22 protein-coding genes are annotated in these 23,340 nt (G+C 67.2%); 12 read left to right on the forward strand and 10 right to left on the reverse strand.

The features are described from left to right. Positions 1-768: 768 nt before the first annotated feature. The gene (locus BJ982_RS00935) at positions 769-1,209 is read right to left on the reverse strand and encodes a tyrosine-type recombinase/integrase (RefSeq protein WP_184875641.1); all 441 of its coding nucleotides are present in this window, start codon (positions 1,207-1,209) and stop codon (positions 769-771) included. A 262-nt stretch (positions 1,210-1,471) separates the two neighbouring features. Here BJ982_RS00935 and BJ982_RS00940 point away from each other — a divergent pair, with 262 nt between their 5' ends. After that, positions 1,472-1,990 carry a ribonuclease FAU-1 family protein gene (locus BJ982_RS00940; protein ID WP_184875643.1) on the forward strand — a complete coding sequence of 173 codons (519 nt, stop codon included), beginning with the start codon at positions 1,472-1,474 and terminating at the stop codon, positions 1,988-1,990. Positions 1,991-2,461: 471 nt separating this feature from the next. On the opposite strand, the gene BJ982_RS00945 is transcribed toward BJ982_RS00940, so the two are convergent. Both BJ982_RS00945 and BJ982_RS00950 read right to left on the reverse strand, forming a co-directional pair. Beyond that, the gene (locus BJ982_RS00945) at positions 2,462-2,818 is read right to left on the reverse strand and encodes a helix-turn-helix domain-containing protein (RefSeq protein ID WP_239123021.1); all 357 of its coding nucleotides are present in this window, start codon (positions 2,816-2,818) and stop codon (positions 2,462-2,464) included. Continuing rightward, positions 2,815-3,105 carry a type II toxin-antitoxin system RelE/ParE family toxin gene (locus tag BJ982_RS00950; RefSeq protein ID WP_239123023.1) on the reverse strand — a complete coding sequence of 97 codons (291 nt, stop codon included), beginning with the start codon at positions 3,103-3,105 and terminating at the stop codon, positions 2,815-2,817. Before BJ982_RS00950 ends, BJ982_RS00945 begins: the two co-directional genes overlap by 4 nt. Before the next feature lie 389 nt (positions 3,106-3,494). Between BJ982_RS00950 and BJ982_RS00955 the strand changes: the two genes are divergently transcribed. Further along, positions 3,495-4,451, forward strand: a complete 957-nt coding sequence (locus BJ982_RS00955) for an alpha/beta fold hydrolase (protein WP_184875646.1) — start codon at positions 3,495-3,497, stop codon at positions 4,449-4,451. Positions 4,452-4,551: 100 nt separating this feature from the next. After that, positions 4,552-4,950 (forward strand): hypothetical protein, encoded by a 399-nt coding sequence (locus tag BJ982_RS00960; protein ID WP_184875648.1) that lies wholly within the window; start codon positions 4,552-4,554, stop codon positions 4,948-4,950. A gap of 50 nt (positions 4,951-5,000) precedes the next feature. Here BJ982_RS00960 and BJ982_RS00965 read toward each other — a convergent pair whose 3' ends face one another. Beyond that, complete coding sequence (locus BJ982_RS00965) at positions 5,001-5,837, reverse strand: TetR/AcrR family transcriptional regulator (RefSeq protein WP_203959099.1); 837 nt, start codon at positions 5,835-5,837, stop codon at positions 5,001-5,003. A 207-nt stretch (positions 5,838-6,044) separates the two neighbouring features. Here BJ982_RS00965 and BJ982_RS00970 point away from each other — a divergent pair, with 207 nt between their 5' ends. Next, a complete protein-coding gene (locus BJ982_RS00970) occupies positions 6,045-7,598 on the forward strand; it encodes an MFS transporter (RefSeq protein ID WP_184875650.1) in 1,554 nt (517 codons plus the stop codon). A 138-nt stretch (positions 7,599-7,736) separates the two neighbouring features. On the opposite strand, the gene BJ982_RS00975 is transcribed toward BJ982_RS00970, so the two are convergent. From BJ982_RS00975 to BJ982_RS00985, 3 genes are all read right to left on the reverse strand, one after another. After that, complete coding sequence (locus BJ982_RS00975; protein WP_184875652.1) at positions 7,737-7,883, reverse strand: hypothetical protein; 147 nt, start codon at positions 7,881-7,883, stop codon at positions 7,737-7,739. Between the two features lie 310 nt (positions 7,884-8,193). Then, on the reverse strand, positions 8,194-9,069 hold the full coding sequence (locus BJ982_RS00980) for an ATP-grasp domain-containing protein (protein WP_184875654.1): 876 nt from the start codon (positions 9,067-9,069) through the stop codon (positions 8,194-8,196). Between the two features lie 77 nt (positions 9,070-9,146). Continuing rightward, entirely contained in the window at positions 9,147-9,626 is a 480-nt protein-coding gene (locus BJ982_RS00985) for a hypothetical protein (RefSeq protein WP_184875657.1), read from the reverse strand. Between the two features lie 303 nt (positions 9,627-9,929). Here BJ982_RS00985 and rph point away from each other — a divergent pair, with 303 nt between their 5' ends. Further along, positions 9,930-12,524 carry a rifamycin-inactivating phosphotransferase gene (gene rph / locus BJ982_RS00990; protein ID WP_184888288.1) on the forward strand — a complete coding sequence of 865 codons (2,595 nt, stop codon included), beginning with the start codon at positions 9,930-9,932 and terminating at the stop codon, positions 12,522-12,524. Between the two features lie 14 nt (positions 12,525-12,538). On the opposite strand, the gene BJ982_RS00995 is transcribed toward rph, so the two are convergent. Both BJ982_RS00995 and BJ982_RS01000 read right to left on the reverse strand, forming a co-directional pair. Further along, positions 12,539-13,117: a hypothetical protein gene (locus BJ982_RS00995; protein ID WP_184875659.1), complete on the reverse strand. Its 579-nt coding sequence runs from the start codon at positions 13,115-13,117 to the stop codon at positions 12,539-12,541. Positions 13,118-13,237: 120 nt separating this feature from the next. Next, positions 13,238-15,169 carry a primary-amine oxidase gene (locus BJ982_RS01000; RefSeq protein WP_184875661.1) on the reverse strand — a complete coding sequence of 644 codons (1,932 nt, stop codon included), beginning with the start codon at positions 15,167-15,169 and terminating at the stop codon, positions 13,238-13,240. 1,011 nt (positions 15,170-16,180) lie between these two features. Between BJ982_RS01000 and BJ982_RS01005 the strand changes: the two genes are divergently transcribed. The 7 genes from BJ982_RS01005 (at position 16,181) to BJ982_RS01035 (ending at position 22,586) form a co-directional block, all read left to right on the forward strand. Further along, on the forward strand, positions 16,181-17,755 hold the full coding sequence (locus tag BJ982_RS01005) for a pyridoxal phosphate-dependent decarboxylase family protein (RefSeq protein ID WP_184875663.1): 1,575 nt from the start codon (positions 16,181-16,183) through the stop codon (positions 17,753-17,755). Next, positions 17,752-19,293 (forward strand): phenylacetate--CoA ligase family protein, encoded by a 1,542-nt coding sequence (locus tag BJ982_RS01010; RefSeq protein ID WP_184875665.1) that lies wholly within the window; start codon positions 17,752-17,754, stop codon positions 19,291-19,293. Before BJ982_RS01005 ends, BJ982_RS01010 begins: the two co-directional genes overlap by 4 nt. A 45-nt stretch (positions 19,294-19,338) precedes the next feature. Further along, positions 19,339-19,842 carry a DUF8788 domain-containing protein gene (locus BJ982_RS01015; RefSeq protein ID WP_184875667.1) on the forward strand — a complete coding sequence of 168 codons (504 nt, stop codon included), beginning with the start codon at positions 19,339-19,341 and terminating at the stop codon, positions 19,840-19,842. Positions 19,843-19,867: 25 nt separating this feature from the next. Continuing rightward, positions 19,868-20,650 (forward strand): hypothetical protein, encoded by a 783-nt coding sequence (locus tag BJ982_RS01020; protein ID WP_184875669.1) that lies wholly within the window; start codon positions 19,868-19,870, stop codon positions 20,648-20,650. A gap of 34 nt (positions 20,651-20,684) precedes the next feature. Further along, on the forward strand, positions 20,685-21,143 hold the full coding sequence (locus BJ982_RS01025) for a DUF8788 domain-containing protein (protein ID WP_507763465.1): 459 nt from the start codon (positions 20,685-20,687) through the stop codon (positions 21,141-21,143). Further along, entirely contained in the window at positions 21,140-21,688 is a 549-nt protein-coding gene (locus BJ982_RS01030) for a DUF8788 domain-containing protein (protein ID WP_184875672.1), read from the forward strand. Before BJ982_RS01025 ends, BJ982_RS01030 begins: the two co-directional genes overlap by 4 nt. Before the next feature lie 145 nt (positions 21,689-21,833). Beyond that, complete coding sequence (locus BJ982_RS01035) at positions 21,834-22,586, forward strand: MBL fold metallo-hydrolase (RefSeq protein ID WP_184875674.1); 753 nt, start codon at positions 21,834-21,836, stop codon at positions 22,584-22,586. A 15-nt stretch (positions 22,587-22,601) separates the two neighbouring features. Here BJ982_RS01035 and BJ982_RS01040 read toward each other — a convergent pair whose 3' ends face one another. Continuing rightward, the gene (locus BJ982_RS01040; protein WP_184875676.1) at positions 22,602-23,216 is read right to left on the reverse strand and encodes a TetR/AcrR family transcriptional regulator; all 615 of its coding nucleotides are present in this window, start codon (positions 23,214-23,216) and stop codon (positions 22,602-22,604) included. Positions 23,217-23,340: the final 124 nt, after the last annotated feature.

Genomic DNA, 23,340 nt, shown 5'->3' on the forward strand with positions numbered 1-23,340 from the left:
GCGCGCCGTGCCATCCACTGGCCCACCAAGCCCAGCGCCACCGCCCCGCCGAACCACCCGGCCTGAGCCCACCAAGAGCCTTCGACCCGGTTGATCGCCACGCTTCCCGTGACCGCTACCACTGTTCCCACGATCGCCGGTCCCCAGCCGTCACCCCGCCGCAACCTCATAGCCACCACACAACCTCAAGCGACGTCGAAAGGCCGGGAAACCACTCAATGAAATTAAACTGCGACGATTCGTCACCGAGCCCCGAACGGCCTACATACAGACGTCTACTGCAATGCGTACTGCAACAGCCCCATACGACTACTCACGCTCACGGCCACCGGTCACCATCACGAACTAGGCCAAGGCCATCCGATCACGGCCCGAACGGTCCTACTAGGGGAGCCGTAAGGATCTTGATCGCGTGCCAGATGCGTGCCAGAACAGACGGGAAGCTATGGGGACTCACGGGCACTCACGGGCACGGCACTCGCTCTCACCAGCGACCGTAGATTTCCCAGCTCAGCACAGCAGGATCAGTAGCCGGTTCCCAAGCTGACAGCGCGGGTTCGATTCCCGTCACCCGCTCCACTCCGAAAGCCCAGGCCAGGAAGCACATTCCGACCCGGGCCTTATTCATCTTCGCCGCCTCATCGATCTCCCGTGCCCGTCACGTGCCCGATCCCTCTTGATCTTCACGGCAACTCATGATCTGCTCGGCCAGTCTGCCCATGCCGTCAGCGATCAGCTTGCCCCGCTCATCCTCAGTGTGGAGATAGATCAACACGGCCCGCGTAGTCGAGTGGCCATACGGTTCATCAGCTCACGAAGAGTCGCCCCTGACTGCACGGCGCACTTGTTGCCCGTGTGACGCAGATCATGAAAGTGGAACCCAGAAAGCGCCGCCGCCTTCAGCGCCCTGGCCCAGATCCGGGAGAAAGCCGGCCGACGCAGAATCGCACCCTTCGCGCCAACGAACACGAATGCGTCGTCATGGTCGTCGGTGTACTCGTCCAGGTGCGCCCTCAGCTCAGCGATCACGATTTCAGGCAGCGCCACCGTACGGACACCCGCCGCAGACTTGGGTGGCCCCACTGGGACCGAGCCGTCCTTGAGTTCCGTCGTCGAAGCCACGACCCGGACCGTCCGAGCCTCGAAATCGACGTTCTTACGCCGGAGCGCTGCCAGCTTCCCCCAACGCAGGCTGCCGAACGTGGCCACCAGGACCAGTCCAGCTCCACGCCGAGGCCCGCACTAGCGGGAGAGATGCCGTCTCCCATGATCCGGAAAATGTACGGAACGATCTCTGAGGTGGGCCATTCGCCGCCCGGCTGCACCGCAGGTCAGAGGCTCTAGGGCATGAGAACAAGTGACGCCCTGTAAAATCGTCGGCTCAGCCTACTCATGTTCGACCTTGCACCTCCTAGCTTGCAGAAGCAACGGCCGGGGCGCGCTGCATCCCGACGCAGCCATACTGCGCTTTGTGACCCTTGAAGAGGTACGTGTCCACCACCGCACTGGGCGATGGTGCTCCGGTGTCCGAACCGGTGACAACATCGTGGCCTACGACGTTGAGATCCTTCCCCCGTGGCGGGTTCCCGGCCGACCCGTAACGGATCGCTGCTTCGTAATCGCTGACGAAGGGATACAGATCCGAAGGCCGGTCACCTTCGTCGACGCCCTCGAAGGCGGTTGGTACATCGACCTGGTCGAACTAGAGGAAACGGGCCCGAAGCGGCTGGTAGTTCACGACCTCTACGTGGACATCGTCGTGCCCCCGGTCAGCCGGCGCTACGAAGTCCTGGACCTGGACGAGCTTGCTGACGCGCTGCAGGACGGCGCCATCGATGCCGCCACCACAGTCAGGGTTTTGCGCAATGCTCAGCGCTTCATCGACAAGCACCTGCGCAACCTGAACCAAGACCCGCCGAGCTCGTGGCCGGACTTCCCGCCAGCAGCCATTCTGAACCTGGCTGAGCTGCCGCCCTTCGACATCGGATGAGCCTCTCGCAGGCTATTCTGCTGCCTCGCGGGATATATGCGGGATGATCTTCCCCGGTAGGGGAAAGGCGAGAGTCATGCCTCGAGGTCAGAGGCCTGATGCAGTCAGGAATGTCAGCCCGCCGTAAAGCCGCCGGCAGGCAGCCCGCGTGCCCGTTGCGTGCCCGATGGAGCGGTGATCAAGGGGGAATGACGGGGAGTCGCGAGAAATCCCGCGTCATGATGCAGTTCAGTCATCGTCCAGATAGGGGCGGTGATCGGAAGAGACTTCCCAAGCTGACAGCGCGGGTTCGATTCCCGTCACCCGCTCCAACATCAAAGGCTCAGCTCAAGCACGTGAGTCCGAGCTAGGCATTCCTTGTTCCCACGGCGCTGAGGACCTCGGAGCAGAGCCCTCGCACGGTTGGAGACTCGCCACTGCGTACGAGCAGCGGAGGGCAACGGACCGAGCCTTGAAGTGGTCGCCTTCAAGCTATGCGTTCGCGAGCTGTCGGTGATGCACCGTCAGGGGCTCGATTTCAGTGGTGTCGTCGTCGTCGACGAGCTCGACGCGAAACCGAACCCCCATTGCCATACCGAGGCGCAGAAGCGTAGCTATATCTGGTATGCCGCCGCCGCCCTCGATGCGGGACAGAGCAGGTTGAGACATCCCGGCACGCTCCGCTACCACCTTCTGGGACAAGCCTCGGCGCTTACGGATCTCACGCAACTGATCGCCGAGCTCCAGGTCACGGCCCGCCTGCTCGTATTCAGGCTGAGGCTGCGCATCCGCTTCCGACTGGCGCAGACGCTTCGCCTTGTAGGTTTCCCAACGGCTGTGACCCATCATGCGCTCCTCTCGAATACATGCGTGATGGTGAGGTCGTGCTCTGCCTCGCACCGCTTCTTAGCAGCGATCGCTCGGTCGATGTCGGCAGTCTGCGTGCCGTCCTGAGTCTTGCGGAAGACCGTAAGGACCACGATCACTTTGTTGGATGGCTTCCAGAAGGTCAATCGCCAGGTCGTGCGGTCGAGAGCAACACGCAGCTCATGTACACCTTCGGCATCCTTCAACTTCTTCACGTGATCTCCATCGGGGATACCGCCAGTGACGAGGTAGTCATCTACGTTCCGCATAACCCGCTGGTAGAGCGCAAAGGAAGGCCCGTCCAGCCAAGACTCCACCTCCGGCTCTAGATCGATTTCCCAACCGAGACATACCTTCAATGGTATATACACTCGATGGTAACTCGTGGGGAATGAACACCAGCCCAACCCCGCGTTCGTACCTCGCTCCCGTCGGCGCGAAAACCACCGGCACCGTGAAGAACCGGGCCGCTCTACACCCGCCTTCTTGATCTTGCAGGGTGCAGACGCGGATCCGGCGGGACGTGATCTCCGTGAGCATGCAGCCGCCGAAGATGGGGTTGATGTGTCCTATTGCTGGAATGGCAACAAAACTTAGGCCCTGACCTCCCTCGACCCTACAGTCAGGACGATCAACGAGTACTGGTCGGGGAGGGACGATGACGGCGAAGCACCGGATCTTGGAAGTGGGCGGGGAGCGGATTCACGTCGTAGAGCAGGGCAGCGGGCCGCTGGTGCTGCTCGTCCATGGTTTCCCCGAGTCGTGGTATTCCTGGCGGCGGCAGCTTCCCGTGCTGGCGACAGCCGGTTACCGGGCCGTCGCGCTCGACGTACGGGGCTACGGGCGTTCGTCCAAGCCGCAGGACCCCGCCGCGTACCGAATGCTCGACTTGATCAGTGACAACGTGTCGGTGGTCCGGGCATTTGGTGAAAGCTCCGCTGTGATCATCGGCCACGACTGGGGGGCGACGATCGCAGCGCAGTCCGCACTCGTCGAGCCCGAGGTGTTTCGTGCGGTCGGATTGTTGAGCGTCCCTTACACCCCGCCCGGCGGGCCCCGGCCAAGCGAAGTGTTCGCGGGAATGGGCGGCGGGCAAGAGTTCTATGTCTCCTACTTCCAGCGCCTCGGACGAGCCGAGGCCGAGATCGAGCCCGACGTGCGCGGCTGGCTCGCCGGGTTCTACAGCGCCCTGTCGGCGGACACGATGGCTGCGGCGGACGCCCCAGACCCGCACTTCGTCGCCCCGGGCGGCACACTGCGCGAGCGTTTCCCGACCGGCGCGCTGCCGTCCTGGCTGACGCAAGACGACCTCGACTTCTACGCCGCCGAGTTCGAGCGCACGGGCTTCACCGGTGCCCTCAACCGCTACCGCAACATGGACCGCGACTGGGAGGACCTGGCTACGTACGCGGGCTCCGCGATCAAGCAGCCGTCCCTCTTCCTTGGCGGCACCCGTGACGCCTCCACCATGTGGCTCTCCGACGCCATGGACGCCTATCCGCGAACGCTCCCCAACCTCACCGGCAGCCACCTCCTGGACTGCGGCCACTGGATCCAGCAGGAACGCCCCGACGACGTCAACCGCCTGCTCGTGGAGTTCCTCGACAGCCTCTGACCGGGACAGGCTGACAGCGCGGGTTCGATTCCCGTCACCCGTTCCCATGCCTGGTGCCCTGGTCAGGGATGCGCCCTTATCCCTTGACTAAACTGCACGCATGCACTCTCCCTCAAGTGCGGGGGACACGGCCAAAGGCAACTGGTCGCTACTCCGCGAGAGCGTGCGACACCTCGCTCTCACCGCCGGCGAGCAGCTTGAATGGATCGGACCCGCAAGCCCCGATGAACTGGCGCTCGACTACGACGCCTTCTACCTCGCCGCGTGGCAATCGCGGAACGAGGGATGGATCTCCGAGGAACTCGATACCACACTCGGTGATATCGACCAGAGGTTGATCAACCTCACCGACGAGGGTCCCGCGGCCTGGACGGCGGAGGCCCTGCACGCGCATCCTCGCTGGGAAGAGCTCAGAAGAGTCGCTCACCACGCCATGGTCCTCATGCCCGCCGAACCGTGGAACGCCTCAGATCGACCTAGGACACGTGGCAACGGCTGAGATCACAAGTGTGATCGGATTCCACCTCTGCGGGATGACCCCTGACGACTTCAGCGGGAATCGATGCCTCGTCTCGCCAGGTCGGCTTCGATGCCATCCAAGACGCCGGCGAGACCTGCGGCGAACAAGGCGTCGAGGTCCCAGGGGGCTCCGCCTGCGCGCATCGCGCGGGCGAGGCGGGGGTATGCGCCGGGGGTGAAAAGCGGATTCTGTGCCTGGTCCGGGGCTTTCGTGCCCTGGGTCATGGCGGTTTGTGATTGCCGTTCCGCCTCCACATCGCTGACGTAGGTCAGTGCCACGCCTTGCACGTACGAGGCGAACATGAACATGTACCGGAAAGCCTCGGCGGGTTCGAGGTCGAGCCCGTCGAATGCGGAGAGGGCGCTTTCGCTTTCCGCGGCGAGTGCCGGACTGAAATGCGTGCGGGTCGTCAGCATGACCCTCGGCAGGATCCATGGATGGCGGTGGTACAGGTCCCAGTCGCGGTACGCGGCGCGTTCGAGGCCGTGACGCCAGCCGCTCGGCGCCGAGTCGGGCAGGGGCACGTCGGCCATCGCGGCCTCGACCATCAGGGCCACCAGGTCGTCCTTGGATGTCACATGCCGGTACAGAGACATGGTTCCGGTGCCGAGGTCCATGGCGACCCGGCGCATCGACAGCGCGTCGAGGCCCTCCGCGTCCGCGATGGCGATCCCGGCCCGCACGATGCGCTCGACGGTGAGATGCGGCACGCCGTCATCGCCCTCCGGGGCGTCGGCCGGCGCTTCCACCCTGCGCGCTCGATACGCCTTCGCCTGGCACGCGCGGGAGCAGTAGAGCCTCGGCCGTCCTCGATCGGCGGGCTCCAGCGACTTTCCGCATGACGCGCATGCCAGTGGCACCGACATCACCACACTCCTTTTCGTCACACCGTCAGGGTCGTGTCGAAATTCTAGCCCACTGAGGGCGCCGGACACTTATCACACGTGAACGCACACCTCAGAAAGCAGTTGTGCCGATCCGACGTGCATGCGTATCGTGTACGCTTCAGCGCGTACTAAGTACGCTTCGAGGGTGGTCAACTCCCCTTGTCGACACGACTCAGGAACAAAGGAATGACTGAAGTAGACAGAACAGCTGGAGTCAGGGAGTGGGTCGGGCTCGCCGTCCTGGTACTGCCTTGCGTGCTGGCGTCCATGGACATGTCCGTCATGTTCGTTGCGCTTCCGTCCCTGTCGGCCGACCTCAAGCCGAGCAGCTCCGAACAGCTGTGGATCATGGACGCTTACGGCTTCCTCCTCGCCGGCCTGCTCATCACGATGGGCACACTCGGTGACCGGATCGGACGGCGGCGGGTGCTGCTCGCAGGCGCCGCGGCCTTCGGCGTCGCCTCCGTTCTGGCGGCCTACTCGACCAGCTCCGAGACGCTCATCGCGGCCCGCGCGCTCCTGGGCATCGCCGGATCCACGTTGGCGCCGTCCACGCTCTCCCTGATCCGCAACATGTTCCACGACGCCAGGCAGCGAGCCACCGCGGTCGGCGTCTGGACGGCGGGCTTCGCGGGCGGCGCCCTGATCGGCCCGATCATCGGCGGACTGCTGCTGGAGCACTTCTGGTGGGGATCGGTCTTCCTGATCAACGTGCCGGTGATGGTGCTGCTCCTGGTCCTCGGCCCGCTGCTGCTCCCCGAATACCGCGACCCCAGGCCGGGCCGCTTCGACCTGCTCGGCGCCCCCCTGTCCATCTTGGCCGTGCTCGGCGTCATCTACGGCGTCAAACTGCTGGCGGAGCACGGCTTCGGGTGGGTCCCTCTGGTGTACTGCGCCGCCGGACTCGCGGTGGGGGTGGCGTTCCTCCATCGTCAACGCGTGGCCGCGAACCCGATGATCGACATGACGCTGTTCCGCACACGCCGGTTCAACGTGCCCTTGTTCGTCGGCGCGCTGGCGACGTTCGGACTGGTCGGCTTCAGCCTGTTCAACTGGCAGTTCATGCAACTCGTCCTGGGCATGGAACCGTTCGAGTCGGCCCTGTGGTCGTTGCCCACCTTTCTCGTGATGCCCGTGGGCATCGCGCTGGCCACCGCGATCGCACCTCGCATCGGCAAGCCCAACGTGATCGCCGCCGGGCTGCTCGTGGCAGCGGCGGGCTACGCCATGCTGGCCTTCATCCAGGCCGGTTCGGGAATCGTCTACCTCGTCGGCGGCCTGACGGTCGTCGCGATCGGAATCGGCGGGGTCTCCGCCGTGGTCACCGACGTGATTCTGTCCGCCGCACCGCCGGAGCGGGCCGGGATGGCCTCCGCCATGTCCGAGACCTCCACCGAGTTCGGCGGGGCGCTGGGCATCGCGATCCTGGGCAGCATCGGCACCGCCGTCTACCGTTCGGAACTGGCGGCCAAGGCTCCTGACGCCCTCACGCCCAAGGAGTTGGAAGCCGCGCGGAACACCCTCGGCGGCGCCGTCGACACAGCCGCGACCCTCCCGAAGGGCACCGCGGAATCCCTGCGAAACGTGGCATTCGACGCCTTCGCCCGAGAGACGCGGATCGCCTCGGTGGTCAGTGCCGTTCTGATGGCGGGCGCGGCCATCCTCATCGCCACCCTGCTCCGCACCGCGCACACCCGGCCCGGATCGTCTGCGGTTGTCGCGACGGCAAAGGGTGGGTAACCATCTGGCCCGCGCGTCATTCGGGGTAGGGCTGATGCTTCGTGGCGGGGTAGAGGAACTAATGTCACTGATATGCATCTGACGTATCCTCCCGTCATGAAGTGATACGAGAGGGCAGGTGTGCGGCCGAATGATTCGTCACGGTGCGGAGAATCCGCGGGCTTCGATGGGCATGAAGGCGTGGCGGGTCATTCCGGTCGCCATGGTCATCTTGACCTGCGGAGTTCTGGCGTCTCCGCAGGCGAGCGCGGGCGTTGCGGCGATCGGCGAGAACCCCAGGGCCACGCCGACCGATGATCGCGGCCCTATCAATATCAACATGCACGTCGGAAACGGCACTCGCAACAAGAATGACCTGAGAGTCTTCAACACCACCACCCAGCACGGCCTGCAGAACGTATCAAGCACAAATGTGAGCGGAATAAGTAGTATCCGGACTTCTTCCTGCAGAAAGACCTCTCGCCTCTGCAATATCTTTCATAGGCAACGGCACCATCGCCGATAAACGCCGGCCACTCGGCACTACCACGGAGCCGGACCCCGAGGTGGAAGCTGTATGCCTTGACCGCATCGTCGTCTTGATAGAGGTTTCAGATCAGCCTGGAGTAGCCGTGGCTTCGCGCAGCGCGGCGTAGAGCAGGGCGGGGTCAGCGCCGGACGGCCAGTCGCTTACCTGGCCGTCGCCGACCTCGATCACCCGCCTGACGCCGTCGGCCCGCCGTACAAGGTCAGTCGTGACGAAACGGCACCCGAGCCGGCGGACCGCGGCACGCACATCGCTCAGGTCCCCGGGCGCTTCGATGTCGGCTTGGGGGCTGTCGGGATGCCGACCGGCGAACACCGGCTCACCATCGATCCACCAGACTCGCAGCTCGCGGTGCTCGAAGTCCTCGAAGCGGCGGATGACCAACCCGCCGGCCAGGTCCTCCCCCTGTAGTTCGACGAACTTGGCCACCACATCCGGTAGTCGGGCGAGGTTCGGCGCGTAACAGGCGTCCGACCACTCATGCTTGCGTGACTTGACGTAGTCCTTGATCACAAAACCGCCATCGCTCCACCCGGCCACCGCCAGAGCCAACCGTTCCGCACCTGGAGCAGGGGTGCCCTGCGCCATCGGCAGCACGACGGTCTGCGGTGTCAGGTGCCGGAAGGAATCGATCCAGCCGGGCAGCTCGTGCGCCGCCCGATAGTCCCGCGCGCTGACGAGCAGTTGGCAGCCGCGGGCGCGCAGTGCCTCCTCCATCGCCCGGTACTGCTCGGCCCGCAGCATCCAGCCCCGGTACCACGCCGGGCCGAACCCGATCGGAACCCGTGCCACCGCCTCGGCGACCCGGCCGGCCACGATCGCGTCATGGTCGATCAGCGCCGGCCGTCCGTCCACGTTCCGCGCGGGCTGCGCCTGCTGCTCGAAATGCGGATCGACCCGCCGCGGCCGGAGCGGATCGGCACAGAACAGGAAACCCACCGTCATGATCGACAGACTAGAAGCCACCAGCCCGCGTCTCATCCTGTTGTTCCGTTGCCTGAGTTGAGTTCGATTCGTATCGGTCACGAGGGTTGGAGTCCAGGGCCCGCCTTGTCCGGGCAGTCGGCCTCTGTCCACGTGACGAACAGGTCTTCGCACGTGACCGCTATGGATCCGGAGATCAAAGCCAGCTCGTGGCGACAACCGTCCGGGTGCGGAAGGATTTCGTCCAGCACCACGGCGGACCATGCGGTCATCCCGGTCGACAGGGTGGACTCGTAGCGGACCACGCCCTGATAGCGGATCGTCAGATCCTCCTCGTGCTTCCAGCAGTTGTGCCGGAAGCCGAGTTCCATGAAGTCGTCATCTTCCTTGAAGGTGACCCGTTCGAGAGCGAGATCTTTGACGCACCGACGGCTGTAGAAGTCGTAATGTTCTGGATCGGTCGCGAACTCACGGGCCCCTGGCGGCAAGCTTGCGGCCAGTTGGGGAAGCGCCTCCAGATAGGGGCGAGGATCCATCTCGTTGCCGCCACGGCTGATGCGGACTCTCACGTACTTCATGACGGTGAGTGTCGCAGCCTGAAGCGCCTAGTGAGGTGGACCGCAGATCCCAGAGCCCCTGCCTCAGCGGCTCCATGAGTGTGTTGCCCGTGTGCCGAAGATCGTGGACGCATCCTCGGCACTTCGGCGCGGCGCGCGGCTTCGGCGCCGGAGGGGGAATACGGGTCGGGCCGTGCGCGCCACTTCCCGCCAGTTTCACTTTATAGCAGACTGCGGCGCCTCATGAGACATCGGGAAGTGGTTCATACTTGCCCGTTGCGAAGCGAGCCGACGAGCGATGGAGCAGCGGAATTGGGCTACGTGATGGGTTTTCAGCAGGTCGACTCGGCGAATGTCGCGGACGTCGGGGGGAAGGGAGCGCACCTCGGTGAGCTCTCGCGGATCGAGGGCGTGCGTGTGCCGGAGGGGTTCTGCGTCACGACGGAGGCCTTTCGGCGGGTCGTGGCCGGGGTGTCGTCGATCGACGCTCAGCTCGACGTGCTGTCGCGCGTGGAAGCGGATGACCGTGCGGCGATCCGGACCCTGAGCGCGGATGTCCGCCGCGTCATCGAAGGCCTCGAACTGCCCGATGATCTTGTGGCGGCGATCGGGGAATCGCTCGCCCGGCTCGGGGAGGAGGCCTCGTACGCGGTGCGTTCCAGCGCGACGGCCGAGGACCTGCCGACCGCGTCGTTCGCCGGACAGCAGGACTCGTTCCTGAACGTCGTGGGGCTTGAGGAGATCCTCCGGCACGTCCGGCGGTGCTGGGCCTCGCTGTTCACCGAGCGGGCGGTGACCTACCGGTGCCGTAACGGCTTCGACCACCGCAAGATACGGATGGCCGTGGTCGTGCAGCGGATGGTGTTCCCGGACGCGGCCGGGATTCTGTTCACCGCGGACCCGGTGACCTCGAACCGGAAGATCGCCACCGTGGAGGCCGGGTGGGGGCTCGGCGAGGCGCTGGTCTCCGGTCTGGTCGCCGGGGACGTCTACACGGTGCGCGACGACCAGGTCGTCACCGCGGCGATCGCCACCAAGCAGCGGTCCGTCCAGGCGGCGCCGGAGGGCGGCACCCAGGACGCGCCGATCGAGCCGGGGCGGCAGACGCAGCCGACTCTGACGGACGCGCAGGTCCTGCGCCTGGTGCGGCTGGGCCGGCGGATCGAAGCGCATTTCGGCCGGCCCCAGGACATCGAATGGTGCCTGGCCGGCGACGACTTCCACATCGTCCAGAGCCGGCCGATCACCACCCTGTTCCCCGTCCCCGCGACCGATGACCAGGAGAAACACGTCTACGTCTCCGTCGGTCACCAGCAGATGATGACCGACGCGATGAAGCCGCTGGGACTCTCCCTGTGGCAGCTGACGACCCCGGCGCCGATGCACGAGGCGGGCGGACGGTTGTTCGTCGACGTGGCCCCCGTCCTGGCGACGTCCGCCGGTCGCACGCGCCTCCTGGAGACCTTCGGGAAGGCCGACCCGCTGGTCCGGGACGCGCTGCAGAGCGTCCTCGACCGGGGCGACCTCGTCCGCACGCTGCCGGACGAAGATTCCGGCACCGCGCCCGTCGCCGATCCGCCCGCCCCGATCGAGACCGATCCCGCCATCGTCACCGAGCTGATCCAGCACAGCGAGGCGTCCGTCGCCACCCTGCGGCGCGAGATCCGGGATCTGTCCGGGCCGGCGCTGCTCGACTTCATCCTGGCCGACATCGCGGAGCTGAAGCGCGTCCTGTTCGATCCGCGGAGCCTCCAGGTGATCATGGCGGGGATGGAGGCGACCTGGTGGCTCAACGACCGGCTGGAGGCGTGGCTGGGCGAGAAGAACGCCGCCGACACGCTCACCCAATCCGTCCCCCACAACGTCACCTCGGAGATGGGGCTGGCACTCCTGGACGTCGCGGACACGATCCGGCCGCACGCGGACGTCGTGGCGTTCCTGAACCGCCTCGCGGACGAAGGCCGGGAGGGCGACGGCTTCCTGGACGAGCTGGCCGGGCTGACCGGCGGACGGGAGGCACATGACGCCATCCGGGGCTACCTCGACGAGTACGGCATGCGCTGCGCGGGCGAGATCGACATCACCAGAACGCGGTGGAGCGAGAATCCCGCCACGCTCGTGCCCGCCATTCTCGGCAACATCAAGAACTTCGAACCGGGCGCCGGCGAGCGGCGCTTCGAACAAGGACGTGAAGAGGCACGGCGGAAAGAACAGGAATTGCTGACGCGCCTGCGCGCCCTCCCCGACGGGGAGCAGAAGGCCGAGGAAACCAAGCGGATGATCGACCGCGTCCGCGCCTTCGCCGGATACCGGGAATACCCCAAGTACGGCATGGTCAGCCGCTACTTCATCTACAAGCAGGCGTTGCTGCGGGAGGCCGATCACCTCGTCCGCTCGGGAACCCTGCGCGCGAAGGAAGACATCTTCTTCCTCCGCTTCAACGAGTTGCGAGAAGTCGTGCGCACCAACAGCGTGGACGCCGAGCTGATTCGGGAGAGACGGGAGGCGTTCCGATCGTACGAGGCGCTCACACCGCCCCGGATCCTCACGTCGGACGGCGAGGTCATCACCGCCCGGTACCGGCGTGACGACGCCCCGCCCGGCGCGCTGGCCGGCCTCCCCGTCTCGGCCGGAACCGTCGAGGGCCGTGCCCGTGTCGTCCTGGACATGGCACAGGCGGATCTTGAGGCGGGCGACATCCTGGTCACCGCCTACACCGACCCGAGCTGGACCCCCCTGTTCGTCGCCGTCGCGGGACTGGTGACGGAGGTGGGCGGCCTGATGACACACGGGGCGGTGATCGCACGAGAGTACGGCCTCCCGGCCGTCGTGGGCGTGGACCAGGCCACCCGGCTCATCCAGGACGGACAACGAATCCGCGTCCACGGAACCGACGGGTACGTCGAGATCCTCGACTGAACCGTCCCATTTGATCAATCCATCCAGTGGAACCACGCGTCGAACACCGTGTACGGCGGATCGCCGAGGATCGTCTCCACGTGGAGCCCCTCATCCAGGGGAAGGCCGAGCACCGGTGAGCCGAGCAGGACGACGCCGTGCCGATCAAGCACCTGGTGGACCTGGCGGCATTCCTGTTCCCATCCCGGAGGATCGGTATCGGCGACCCGCGAAAGCTCGGGCAAGGAGTAGGTGCCGGCCCCATCGGGGCCGGAGGATCGTCGGCTGGGCGTGAGGAGCACCGCGAAGGGGGCCAGTCGGCACAGAGCCAGAGATACCCCTTCAACCTCCGTCCAGTCGTTCGCGGCGCGACGCATCGAACCGTCGCGCTTGGTCAGGAAGACGTCTGTGTAGGACGCATATCCTGACCCGTAGTGTCCGAACTCGGCGTGGTGAACGATCAACCGTGGCAACCGGTTGAGATCGGCGACGACCCTCCGGAGGAATCCCTCGACGGGGCCCTGGCCACCGCTCCAGGCTCCGGCGGTACTCACCGCCTCGTCGTGCACGGCACGCCGAAGGGCTCCCGGATCAGTGGCCGGTTCAGTGGTCATTGATCCGTCCCCTCGACATGGCCGGCATGTTCACTCGTACGCGCGACCGCCGTCGCGGCTCGGGCGCCGAGACGAGGGAGACCCCGTCCCGGGCGCCGGTGCCCGCTCTGTCCTCGCCGCTCAGTCGCCGGGGTGGCAGTGGGCGGTGGTGTTGGCGGGGAGGTTCAGGGTGGGGTTGCGGTCGAAGAAACCGTAGGGGGTCAAGGAGAAGCCGGCGTAGTCGACGGGCATTACCGGCCAGTCCTCGGGGCGTGGGAAGTGGGTGACGCCGAAGGTGTGCCACAGGACGACGTCCTCGCCGTCCAGGGGGCGGTCGCCCGCGACGTACGCCGGCAGGCCGTCGCCGCCCGGGTTCTGGTTGACGAACTCGCCGGCCGGGTAGCGCTCCTCGGGCGCGTAGCGGGTGATCCACAGGTCCCGGGTGGTGAACGCGGCCCGCGCGGCGATCGACGAGGACGGGTCCGCCAGGAGGGTCGGGTGCTGCTCGGCGCGCAGCACATAGCCGGTCGGCTGACCGAGCCGGTTGGTGCGTTCGGTGCTCACCACGTGCCAGGTCCGGCCGACCGAGGCGTCCGCGCCGCGCACCCCTTCGGCCTCGCTCGCGATCCGGGTCCTGGTGTGGCTGAAGGCGTTGCCGTACGGATTCTCCGGCGAGATGGGCACCCGGACCGCGTCGACCTCGTCGACCGCGTTCCGGACGCCGTCGACCATCATGTCGAGGCGGGCGCTGAACAGGTGCTGGTGGAAGGGAGCGCCCAGGCCGGGGGCCACCTCGCTGGCGTAGGGCCATTCCCCCGGCCCGCGGTAGGCCGAGGTGAAGAGGATGCCGGTGAGCTTGGCCTCGCACTCGATCCTGCCGTCGAGGTAGAGGTACCAGTAGAAGCCGTAGTCGTAGTTGCCGACCGTGGTGAAGAACGAGATCACCAGGCGGCGCTGGCGGCGGACCTCGGCCGAGTTGGGGGTGAAGATGTCGGTGTGCTTCCAGAGCGTGCCGTGGTCCTCCTCGTGCAGGCAGATCGCGTTGGGGATCCGCTGGACGTTGCCGACCTCGTCGGCCAACTCGACGTCGACGTAGTGGATCTCGCCGAGGCAGTCGCAGCCCAGGGTGAGTGAGTTCGCGAACCGGCCGAAGAGGTATTCGCCGGTGTCGAAGTAGTTCTGCCAGAACCGGACCGGCGCCGGGTCGCCGTACGGCACCACCATCTCGGCGATGGAGGCGCGGTAGACGACCGGCCGGACCTCGCCGTCGTGGTCCGGGTCGGCGTAGGCGAGATGGTGGAGCACCAGGCCCTCGCGGGCGTCGAACCCGAAGTTGAAGGACCAGTTCGCCCAGGTGATCCGGTCGCCCTCGACCTGGAACGACGGCCCGTCGGGCTGGGTGATCTCGATGGGTCTCAGGGTCTCCAACGGCGCCGGGCGCCCCTCCGGGAGGTGGAACTTGCTAGGTTCCTCCGGCAGCGGGAAGACGGCGATGTCGAGGACCTCGGTCGCCTTCCTGTCGATCAGGTCGACGTAGGCGCTCAGCCCGTCCACCGGGTGCGCCCAGACGTGATCGTCGGGGTCGGACGCGGCGAAGCAGAGCACCCGGATGATCCGCCTGCCCTTCTCGCCGGGCAGGTCGAAGACGCCGGCGGAGAGCGGCGCGCATCTCACCTGCTCCGGGGTCAGGCCGCGCTTGGCCAGCGCGTCGACCCAGGCCGCCTCCTGGGCGAGGATCCCGTCGACCGCCACGAACTCCTCGACCAGGATCGGCATCCCGCCGCGGGAGCCGTCGACGTCGGCGATCGCGGTCACCGCGCCCGCGGTGAGGTCGACGGTCACGTCCCGGGCGTCGCCGGTCGCGATGTCGAGCAGCAGGACCCGCGCCCGGCGGTCGGGCCTCGGCCCGGTACCGGCCTGGAACGCGAGTACCTCCTGCTTGTGCGGTTCGAGCAGGCCGACGTAGACGAAGCGGACGTTCTCGCCGGCCAGGCCGGCCTCGCGTACCAGGGCGGCGGTCCGCTCGATCTCGGTCGCGGTGAGGCTGGAAACCGGAGTGGTCAGGGTGGTCATGGGATCCTCTCTCGGGTGGGGCCGCGTCGAGCCGCTCGGCCCGACGCTCTCGGCGACCGTCGCGTAGGCCGCGGGCCGCCCGGCGCGCGGCCAGGCCGCCTGAACCGCCCCTCACGTTCAAGGCAACACCGCTCCGTGGCCGCGGGCTAGAGGGGAAATACCGAGCGGTTCTCGCGATCCGTGCTCGTCAGATCGAAGCGCGTCTGGCGCTGACCGGCCTTCCGCGGCGCCGGCCGCGAGCCGCGGCGGGGCGGGCAGCGCCCGAGAGCGCCTGACGTGCCCCGTTTCGCGTAGACACGCCGGAAAAGACAGGTATGTCATGGCGTCGGGCTCCTTACTGGATTTTGGTAACTACAACCAGACACGCCGATAGTGTCCCTTTCACGCGATCGCCCACCGAGGCGGCGACCTCGAACGCCGAGCCTGATCCAGGTTCATGAGAAAATCTCATAAGCTCTGAAAAACCAGGACTAACCGAACATCTCACCATCCCCGTCACCATGCGTGACAGTGACGCAAACCTGTCACTCCATCTGCATCTGAGGCTTGCGTCAGCCATGTCATCAATGATTAGGTCTTCTACATGACAAGCGTGCCGCCGAGTGCGACAGGTGAGAGTAAGGTCGGATTCACCGTGATTCACCCACGATGGATATCCACCCGGTCCTGATCGTCGACGACATCGCCGTCGAACCGGCTCGAACTGCTTGAACGTAGCGTTACGAGAGAGTTAAGGCTTCCTCCGCGCAACCCGCCACCGCCACGGGTCGACATTTCGTCCCGACATTGGACCGATTCAACCAGTCAAGGCGGGTCAGCAAGGGCGCGAATGCCACCTCGCGTCCCCGACGCCGAAGGCTTATTCCTCTCTCGACGTTTCACCGCAGATCACCATTTATTCGCGAGAGCTTTCATGTGATCGTCCGGGAATTCATTTCACCATGCCCGAATTCCCGGCCGAACGCGATCACATGAGCGTTTCTCGGCGCCGGATCATTTGGAGTCCCCTCCGTGACGAGTTCGCTTTCCGATGTCCAGAGTTCTTTTCCGAAGCCGGCGACCGGTGAAAGCTCCACGTCACCCACGCCGGCCCTCACTGCGGCCTTCGACCCCGGCCGTTTCCACGACGGCGCCGCGGACATCGTCGGCCGCCTGACGGCGTATCTGGGTGACCGGTCGGTCCGGGGACTCGACCTCCTCCATCCCGAGACGCTGCTGAAGGCCGCGCGAGAGCTGATGACGCTCGAACGGCACGGCATCGCCGACTTCGACGCCGACCGGGTGAGCCAGATCGTCGACCTGTACACGGGGACCGGTATCCCGGTCTACTCACCCGGCTACATGGGACGGCAGTTCTCCGGCGTGGTGCCCCTGGCCAGCCTCATCGACCTGGTCGGCTCGGTGGTCAACCAGCCGTCCTCCTTCTATGAGGCCGGGCAGCTCCCCAACGTCGCCGAGCGGCTCATGGCCGAGGAGCTCAACCGGTTCATCGGCTGGGACCTCGACCGGTTCGCCATGGTGACGACCTCGGGAGGCTCCCTGGCCAACCTGACCGCGCTGCTGGCCGCCCGCAACCGCGCCTTCCCGCAGATCTGGACGGCCGGCGCCGAGGGCACGCCGGGTCGCCCCGCCATCGCGGTCAGCGAGGAGGCGCACTACAGCGTGACGCGGGCGGCGGGCGTGCTCGGCATCGGGGAACGGCAGATCGTCCGGCTCCCCGTCGATCGCGCCGGCCGGATACGCCCCGATCTGGCCGCCCCGGTGCTGGACGAGGCGCACCGGCGTGGCCTGCGGCTGTTCTGCCTGGTGGCCTCGGCCGGGACCACGTCGATGGGCGCGTTCGACCCGCTGGAGGAGCTCGCGGCCCTGGCGCGCCGGTATGGGCTCTGGCTCCATGTGGACGGGGCGCACGGGGCGAGCCTGCTGCTGTCGGACCAGCACCGGGACAAACTGCGCGGCATCGAACAGGCAGACTCCCTGACCTGGGACGCCCACAAGATGCTGTTCATGCCGGCGCCCTGCACGTTGCTCTTCTACCGGGACAAGACGGCGGCGCGCGGCGCGTTCCGGCAGCGCGCCAGCTACGTCTTCGACGAGGAACCGGACGTCTACAGCGCCTTCGACAGCGCGGAGAAGAACTTCGAGTGCACGAAACGCCCGATGATCATGCCGCTCTGGACGGTCTGGTCGGTCTACGGCCCGGCGCTGTTCGCGCAGAAGATCGACCGGCTGTGCGCGGTGGCCCGCCAGGCGTACGAGATGGTCGCCGCCGAGCCGGACTTCGCCGTGACGCACGAGCCGGAGTCCAACATCCTGTGCTTCCGGTACCGGCCGGACGGCCTGGACCCGGCGACCGTGCACCGGCTGCAGCTGGAGATCCGTAACCGGATCCGGGACGGCGGGCGCTTCTTCATCTCCAAGGTCGACATCGACGGGGTGGCGGCGCTGCGCGTGGTGGTCATGAACCACCTGATCGACGCCGACCACCTGGCCATGCTCATCACCGAAATCAGGGACATCGGGCAACGCGTGCTGCGCGCGAGCGCCACGGCCCGGCACGACCAGCGCAACGGGAGTCATTCATGACCATGACGGAACTGGACATCGCCGCCTCGGCGGAGCTGGCGGCACGACTGATCCCGGAGGAGGAGCTGCGGCCCCGCTCCGTGGACGACGTCACCCGGCTGCCATCGTTCAGCGAGAAGCTGGAGGAGTGCGGGCGGCTCACCGGAACTCCGTACTGCGAGTCCCCGCTCGGCCTCCAGAACGCGCTGGTGTTCCGCCGGCTGCAGCAACTCGTCGGCATCGCCCTGCTCAACCCGCTGTGGCGCGAGCGGCTGCACTACTTCGGGATCCGCGACGCCCCCGCCGACATGTCCGAGTGGGAGCGGATCCCGCTCTCGGACAAGACCGTGCAGCGGGACATGTTCATGGGCCCGCGGGCCGGGATGGTCGTACCGCTCGACCGCGGCGGGTTCGAGGTGGTGGCCAGCGGCGGCACCGGTGACGGCATGCCCCTGGAGATCGTGTACTCGCTGCGGGAGCTGCGCGACACCTACCGCATCGCCGGGGCGTTCATGGGCGCCTACCAGCTCGGCCGCTACCTGCGGGGCCCCGCGCCGCGCTGGCTGTTCACCACGCTGGCCGACTACCAGATGTGGAGCAGCGGAACCATGGTCGGCGGCGTCCTGTCCCAGGTGCCGGGGGTCAACTACATCGGCGCGGGACCGGTGAGCGCACCGGTGCTGGAGCACATGTTCTCCTACCCCGGTCACAAGGCGCTGATGGGCATCACCGCGAGCATCGCGCTCCTGCCCGAGCTCGGCGCGGGCCTGACGCCGCAGGCCAGGGCGAGCTTCCGGGTCGCCATGTACGGCAGCGGCTCCCTGCCGCAGCGCAAGCGCGACGAGCTGCAGGCGTTCTTCCCCAACGTGTCGATCCTCAGCTACTTCGCCGCGACCCAGGCCGAGTGCGTCGGGCTCCAGCTCGACCACGCCTCGCCGGCGCTCTCGGCCGTGCCGGGGCTGCACCTGGTGGAGATCGTGGACGAGCACGGCCGTGCCGTCGCCGAAGGCGAGGAGGGCGAGCTGGTCGTCACGCGGCTGCACGCCGACGAGGCGCCGCTGCTCCGGCTCAAGCTCGGCGACCGGATGATCCGCCGCCCCGCCCTGGACGGGCCCGGGTTGCGCACCGAGCGCTTCGAGTTCGCCGGGCGCACCGCCGACGTGCTGCACCTCAACGACAGCCAGTACTCGGCGACGCTGGCCTACGCCGCCCTGCGCGCGCGGCTGCGCTCGGCGTCCGGCGTCGACCTGGACCTGGCCGCGCACGAGGTCCAGTTCCACAACCACCGTGAGGACCGGACCCTCACCCTGCTGGCGGCGGTGGACGACGCCGAGGGCACGACCGCGGCCGTCGAGCGGGCCCTCGGCGCGAGCGGGACGCGGCGGCTGTTCACGCAGGCGCTGCCGAGCTCCCTGTCGCTCTTCAACGACCGGGAGGCGAACGCGGTGGCCATCGAGCAGACCGGATACGAGTTCCGGCTGGTGTTCGTGCCCCCCTCCTCGCCGCAGATCGAGCGGACCACCGTCGGCAAGACGCCGCTGGTCAGGGACCGGGGCTGAGCACGTGGCGGCCCCTGAGCGCAGGAAATCCGACAAGGAGGATGGATGAAGGAGAAGGTCAGCATCGTCGTGATGGTCGACGCCGTCGGGGCGTTGTCCGACCGGACGCTGCACAACGGCAACATCTCGCTGGTCGACGACAGCACGGCGGGGAGCCGGCACCAGGGCACCCCTGACCTCATCACGGCGGTGGTCCCGGGACAGGTCGTCCAGTGGACGCCCATCCACGTGGACGTGCAGACTCCGGTCGAGATCCAGGCCATCGAGTTCCTGCCCGGCGCGCCCGTCGCGCCGGCGGCCGACCAGGCAGACCCGGACGCCCCGGCCGTGCCCGCCGTGCCGGCGTATCCGGTGGAGCCCTCTGTCGTTCCGGCGCCCGACGCCACGGCTTCCAACGGGCACGAGAACCACGACCTGCTGGTGTGGGAGGGCGTCGTGCCCTACTACATGGTGCCCGGCGTCCCGTACCGGTACCGGCTCTCGCTCAAGCTCCACGAAGGACCCAACAGCGTGCTGCACATCGACTCGCCCGCGCTGCTGCGCGTGTGAGCCACGTTCTGCGAAAGGCGGTTTCATGGCCCAGCAACACGGGATCATCGTGCTGTTCGACGTCGAGAACGCGCTTCGGACGCGGTCGCTCGACGGCAACACATACTGGTTCGACAACATGAAGTTCCTCGGTTCGACCGGGGAGGGCACCGGCGATCTGGTGACGATCGTGCCCGGCACCTATTTCCTCGACGGGTCGCAGGCGACCGAGCAGGTGCTGAACTGGCTGCCCGCGGCTCTGGGGTCGATTCCCCCGACGGTGCCGCGCAACTACCTGGCCGAGCGGGAACGCGCCCATGACCAGCGCACGCTGCAGCAGCTGGCCGCGCTCGGCGGCGAGGGCGACGCCGGCGGCGCCGAGCTCACGCGGCTGAAGCAGCGGGTCGGCAAGCGTCCCCGCAAGCAGGCGAGCGGGCGTGGCCTCACCGCGACCAAGCTGCTGGACGTCACCGGGAGTACGACCAACAGCGCCGCCGCGTACAACTATCCGGCTCCGGTGATCACCGACATCACCGGCCAGGCCGTCAGCGAGAAGATCATCTACCCGGCGCAGTACGGGTCGCCCGACATGGTCTACGACGGCTGGTACTGGGCCGCGACCGTGGACACGAGCCGGCCGGGGGTCTACCCGTACACGGTGCACGTCCAGCTGCACGAGCTGGTCGAGCAGAACGACGAGATGGTCTGGCAGTCCGTGGACCTGACCTGCGAGTCCAGCCTCAAGATCACCAGTGACCCCAAGCGCAACGCCTTCACCGGCGGCGGACTGGGCGTCCTCCCCCTGCCCGCCGTCCCTCCCGCCGGCTGAACCGGCCGGAGCATCTTCGAAACAGAGGAGCCGCATGCCCCCGAGGAGCAGACAGTCCGAACCCCGGCCCGCACGGCCTGTGACGATCACCGCGGTGGTCGACCCCGTGGCCGCGCTGGCGTCGGAGAACCTGGACGACAACCTCTATCTGTACGACACCAACAAGGCCGCCGGGTCCTCCGGTTTCGGCACTCCCGAGCTGCACAGCCGGGTGCGCAAGGGCGACACCCTGCTGTGGAACGTGATCCCGCTGGAGTGCGAGACCTACGTGGCCCTCGCCGACATCGAGATCGACCCGAAGATCGCCGAGCCCACGCGCAAGGTGTACCCCGACACCGACATCGTGTTCTGGACCGCCGAGGTCAAGCAGGACCTCACCAAGCCGGTGCCGTACCGGCTCTCGTTCCTGCTCGGCACCGTCGCCACGCCGTTCACTCCCACCGCCCGGCCGACTCTGTCCGGTCCCGCCGACGAAGGAAAGGAAGGCCGATGACCCAGGCGTACGCGGCCACGGACTTCGCCGACCGCGGCCAGCTCAACTCCGTCCAGCTGAACGTGGTGACCCTCGTCGACATGGAGAGGGCCGCCGCGACGAAGTCCCTGGACGGCTGCCTCTACATGATGGACAACAGCGTCGGCGGGGTCGGGCAGGGCGGCGACCACCTGGAGACCATCTGCAAGCAGGGACAGGTGATCAACTGGATCATCCGCCCGATCGACATGCACCGCCGTCCGGACGGCACCTGGCCCCCGATGCCGAAGATCAACAACATCGTGTTCCTCGACATCGAGAAGGGCGACGAGGACGACGTCGCCGAGCGGCGGATCATGACCGAGCTCAAGGTCTACGGCGCTCCCGACCGGATGCGCGACCAGTACACCGCCGTCTACTACTACTGGGCCGGCGCGGTGCTGAGCGACGCCAAGCCGGGCGTCTACCGTTACCGGTTCGTCCTGGAGCTGGAGAAGGAACACGGCACCGACAAGTTGTACCTGAACTCGGCCCGCTATCCCGCCCTGCGGGTACTGCCCGTCTGACGGTCCCCCGGGACCGGCGAACGCGGTGTGGTGAAGACGGCCGGTCATGGCCACCGCCCGGCGGCGGCCATGACCGGCGGCCCGCGTCCCGTTCGGCTAACGTGGTGCGCACGATGCTCGACGGCGCGCCGAAACGGAGCTGCTCATGACGACCATCATCACCGTGATAGGCGGTCCGACGGCCCTGCTGGAACTCGACGGGCTGCGCGTCCTCACCGATCCGACCTTCGATCCGCCGGGAGATCACTCCGCCGGCCCGCTCACGCTCACCAAGACCATCGGCCCGGCCCTCTCCCCCGCCGACCTCGGCCGGGTGGACCTGGTGTTGCTCAGCCACGACCAGCATCCCGACAACCTGGACAAGCTGGGCCGCGAGGCGATGTCCGCCGCGCCGCTGACGCTGAGCACGCCCGAGGCCGCCGCGAACACCGGCGCCACTCCCCTGCGCCCCTGGCAACACCACGACGTCGGCGGGGTCCGCGTCACCGCCGTTCCCGCCCTGCACGGCCCGCCGGGAAGCGAGCCCATCGTCGGTCAGGTCACCGGCTTCATGCTCACCGGCGCCGAGATTCCCACCATCTACGTCAGCGGGGACAACGCCTCACTGGAGTACGTGGAGCTCATCGCCGGGCGGTTCCCGGCCATCGACGTCGCGCTGCTGTTCGGCGGCGCCGTCCGCGTCCCCATGCTGGACGAACGGCTCACCCTGAACGCCGCTGAGATGGTGATCGCCGCGCGCCTGCTGAAGGCCCGGCACGTCGTGCCGCTCCATGTCGAGGGCTGGAGCCACTTCACCGAGAACGAGACGGACGTGCGCACCGCCTTCTCCGAAGCCGGCCTCGGCCACCTGCTCGTCTCCCCCGCTCCCGGCCGGCCGGTCACCCTGACGCCCGCCTGAGCCGCGAAGCCGCGCTCAGGGGCGTCCGATCGAGCCGGCCCAGCTTTCCGTGAGGACGTCCAGCATCTCTTCGCGCTCGACCCCCCAGGTGCCCGGCTTCCAGTGGCGGGCGACGTGGTCGAGTTCGGTGATGGCGAGCACGCTGCGGAAGTGGCGGGTGGCGGCCGGGAAGCGGCCGGCGCGGTCGAGGCCCTCCTTGACGTCGCCGATGGCCTCGTTCAGCCACTCGTCGAGGAGGGCGCGGATCTCGGGGTCGACGGCCGCGGCCTCGAAGGCGGTCGTGGTGTAGGGACGGATCGCGTCCCATCGTTCGGAGGTGGACGCGAGCCACGCGCGGATGCGCTCACGTGAGCCGTCCTCGACCACGGCGACCAGCTCGCGGGCGGTGGACCCGTGCTCGGCGGAGGGGAGCCGGTCCAGCGCGGCGTTGAGCCGCTCCGAGATGAGGGCCTTCATCAGGTCCACCTTGGAGGGGAAGTACGCGTAGAAGGTCACCCGCGTCGTGCCCGCCGCCGACGCGATGTCGTCGACCGTCGTCGTCGCGTAGCCCTTCGCCCCGAACAGGTCCAGGCCGGCGTCGAGCAGGAGCTTTCGCGTCATCTCCTTCTGTGCCGCACGCAGTGTCGCCATGCCCGCCAGCATAAAGCACGGCGGCCGCGTTCCACTCTCACTGATCGTTCCTAATACGTAGTGCTCAAACACTTGATGCGATGTTAAGTGATGTGACACCTTGCACATCCAACGGGTGGTCGCG

The sequence above is a fragment of the Sphaerisporangium siamense genome (assembly GCF_014205275.1).
In the GTDB taxonomy this organism is placed as follows: Bacteria; Actinomycetota; Actinomycetes; order Streptosporangiales; family Streptosporangiaceae; genus Sphaerisporangium; species Sphaerisporangium siamense.

What these genes read in the sequence shown, in the direction of transcription:
- BJ982_RS00945 (WP_239123021.1), bottom strand. Translation starts at nt 2,818, where the DNA reads ATGATGGGTCACAGCCGTTGGGAAACCTACAAGGCGAAGCGTCTGCGC.
- BJ982_RS00950 (WP_239123023.1), bottom strand. Translation starts at nt 3,105, where the DNA reads ATGCGGAACGTAGATGACTACCTCGTCACTGGCGGTATCCCCGATGGA.
- BJ982_RS00955 (WP_184875646.1), top strand. Translation starts at nt 3,495, where the DNA reads ATGACGGCGAAGCACCGGATCTTGGAAGTGGGCGGGGAGCGGATTCAC.
- BJ982_RS00960 (WP_184875648.1), top strand. Translation starts at nt 4,552, where the DNA reads ATGCACTCTCCCTCAAGTGCGGGGGACACGGCCAAAGGCAACTGGTCG.
- BJ982_RS00965 (WP_203959099.1), bottom strand. Translation starts at nt 5,837, where the DNA reads ATGTCGGTGCCACTGGCATGCGCGTCATGCGGAAAGTCGCTGGAGCCC.
- BJ982_RS00970 (WP_184875650.1), top strand. Translation starts at nt 6,045, where the DNA reads ATGACTGAAGTAGACAGAACAGCTGGAGTCAGGGAGTGGGTCGGGCTC.
- BJ982_RS00980 (WP_184875654.1), bottom strand. Translation starts at nt 9,069, where the DNA reads ATGACGGTGGGTTTCCTGTTCTGTGCCGATCCGCTCCGGCCGCGGCGG.
- BJ982_RS00985 (WP_184875657.1), bottom strand. Translation starts at nt 9,626, where the DNA reads ATGAAGTACGTGAGAGTCCGCATCAGCCGTGGCGGCAACGAGATGGAT.
- rph (WP_184888288.1), top strand. Translation starts at nt 9,930, where the DNA reads ATGGGTTTTCAGCAGGTCGACTCGGCGAATGTCGCGGACGTCGGGGGG.
- BJ982_RS00995 (WP_184875659.1), bottom strand. Translation starts at nt 13,117, where the DNA reads ATGACCACTGAACCGGCCACTGATCCGGGAGCCCTTCGGCGTGCCGTG.
- BJ982_RS01000 (WP_184875661.1), bottom strand. Translation starts at nt 15,169, where the DNA reads ATGACCACCCTGACCACTCCGGTTTCCAGCCTCACCGCGACCGAGATC.
- BJ982_RS01010 (WP_184875665.1), top strand. Translation starts at nt 17,752, where the DNA reads ATGACCATGACGGAACTGGACATCGCCGCCTCGGCGGAGCTGGCGGCA.
- BJ982_RS01015 (WP_184875667.1), top strand. Translation starts at nt 19,339, where the DNA reads ATGAAGGAGAAGGTCAGCATCGTCGTGATGGTCGACGCCGTCGGGGCG.
- BJ982_RS01020 (WP_184875669.1), top strand. Translation starts at nt 19,868, where the DNA reads ATGGCCCAGCAACACGGGATCATCGTGCTGTTCGACGTCGAGAACGCG.
- BJ982_RS01025 (WP_507763465.1), top strand. Translation starts at nt 20,685, where the DNA reads ATGCCCCCGAGGAGCAGACAGTCCGAACCCCGGCCCGCACGGCCTGTG.
- BJ982_RS01030 (WP_184875672.1), top strand. Translation starts at nt 21,140, where the DNA reads ATGACCCAGGCGTACGCGGCCACGGACTTCGCCGACCGCGGCCAGCTC.
- BJ982_RS01035 (WP_184875674.1), top strand. Translation starts at nt 21,834, where the DNA reads ATGACGACCATCATCACCGTGATAGGCGGTCCGACGGCCCTGCTGGAA.
- BJ982_RS01040 (WP_184875676.1), bottom strand. Translation starts at nt 23,216, where the DNA reads ATGGCGACACTGCGTGCGGCACAGAAGGAGATGACGCGAAAGCTCCTG.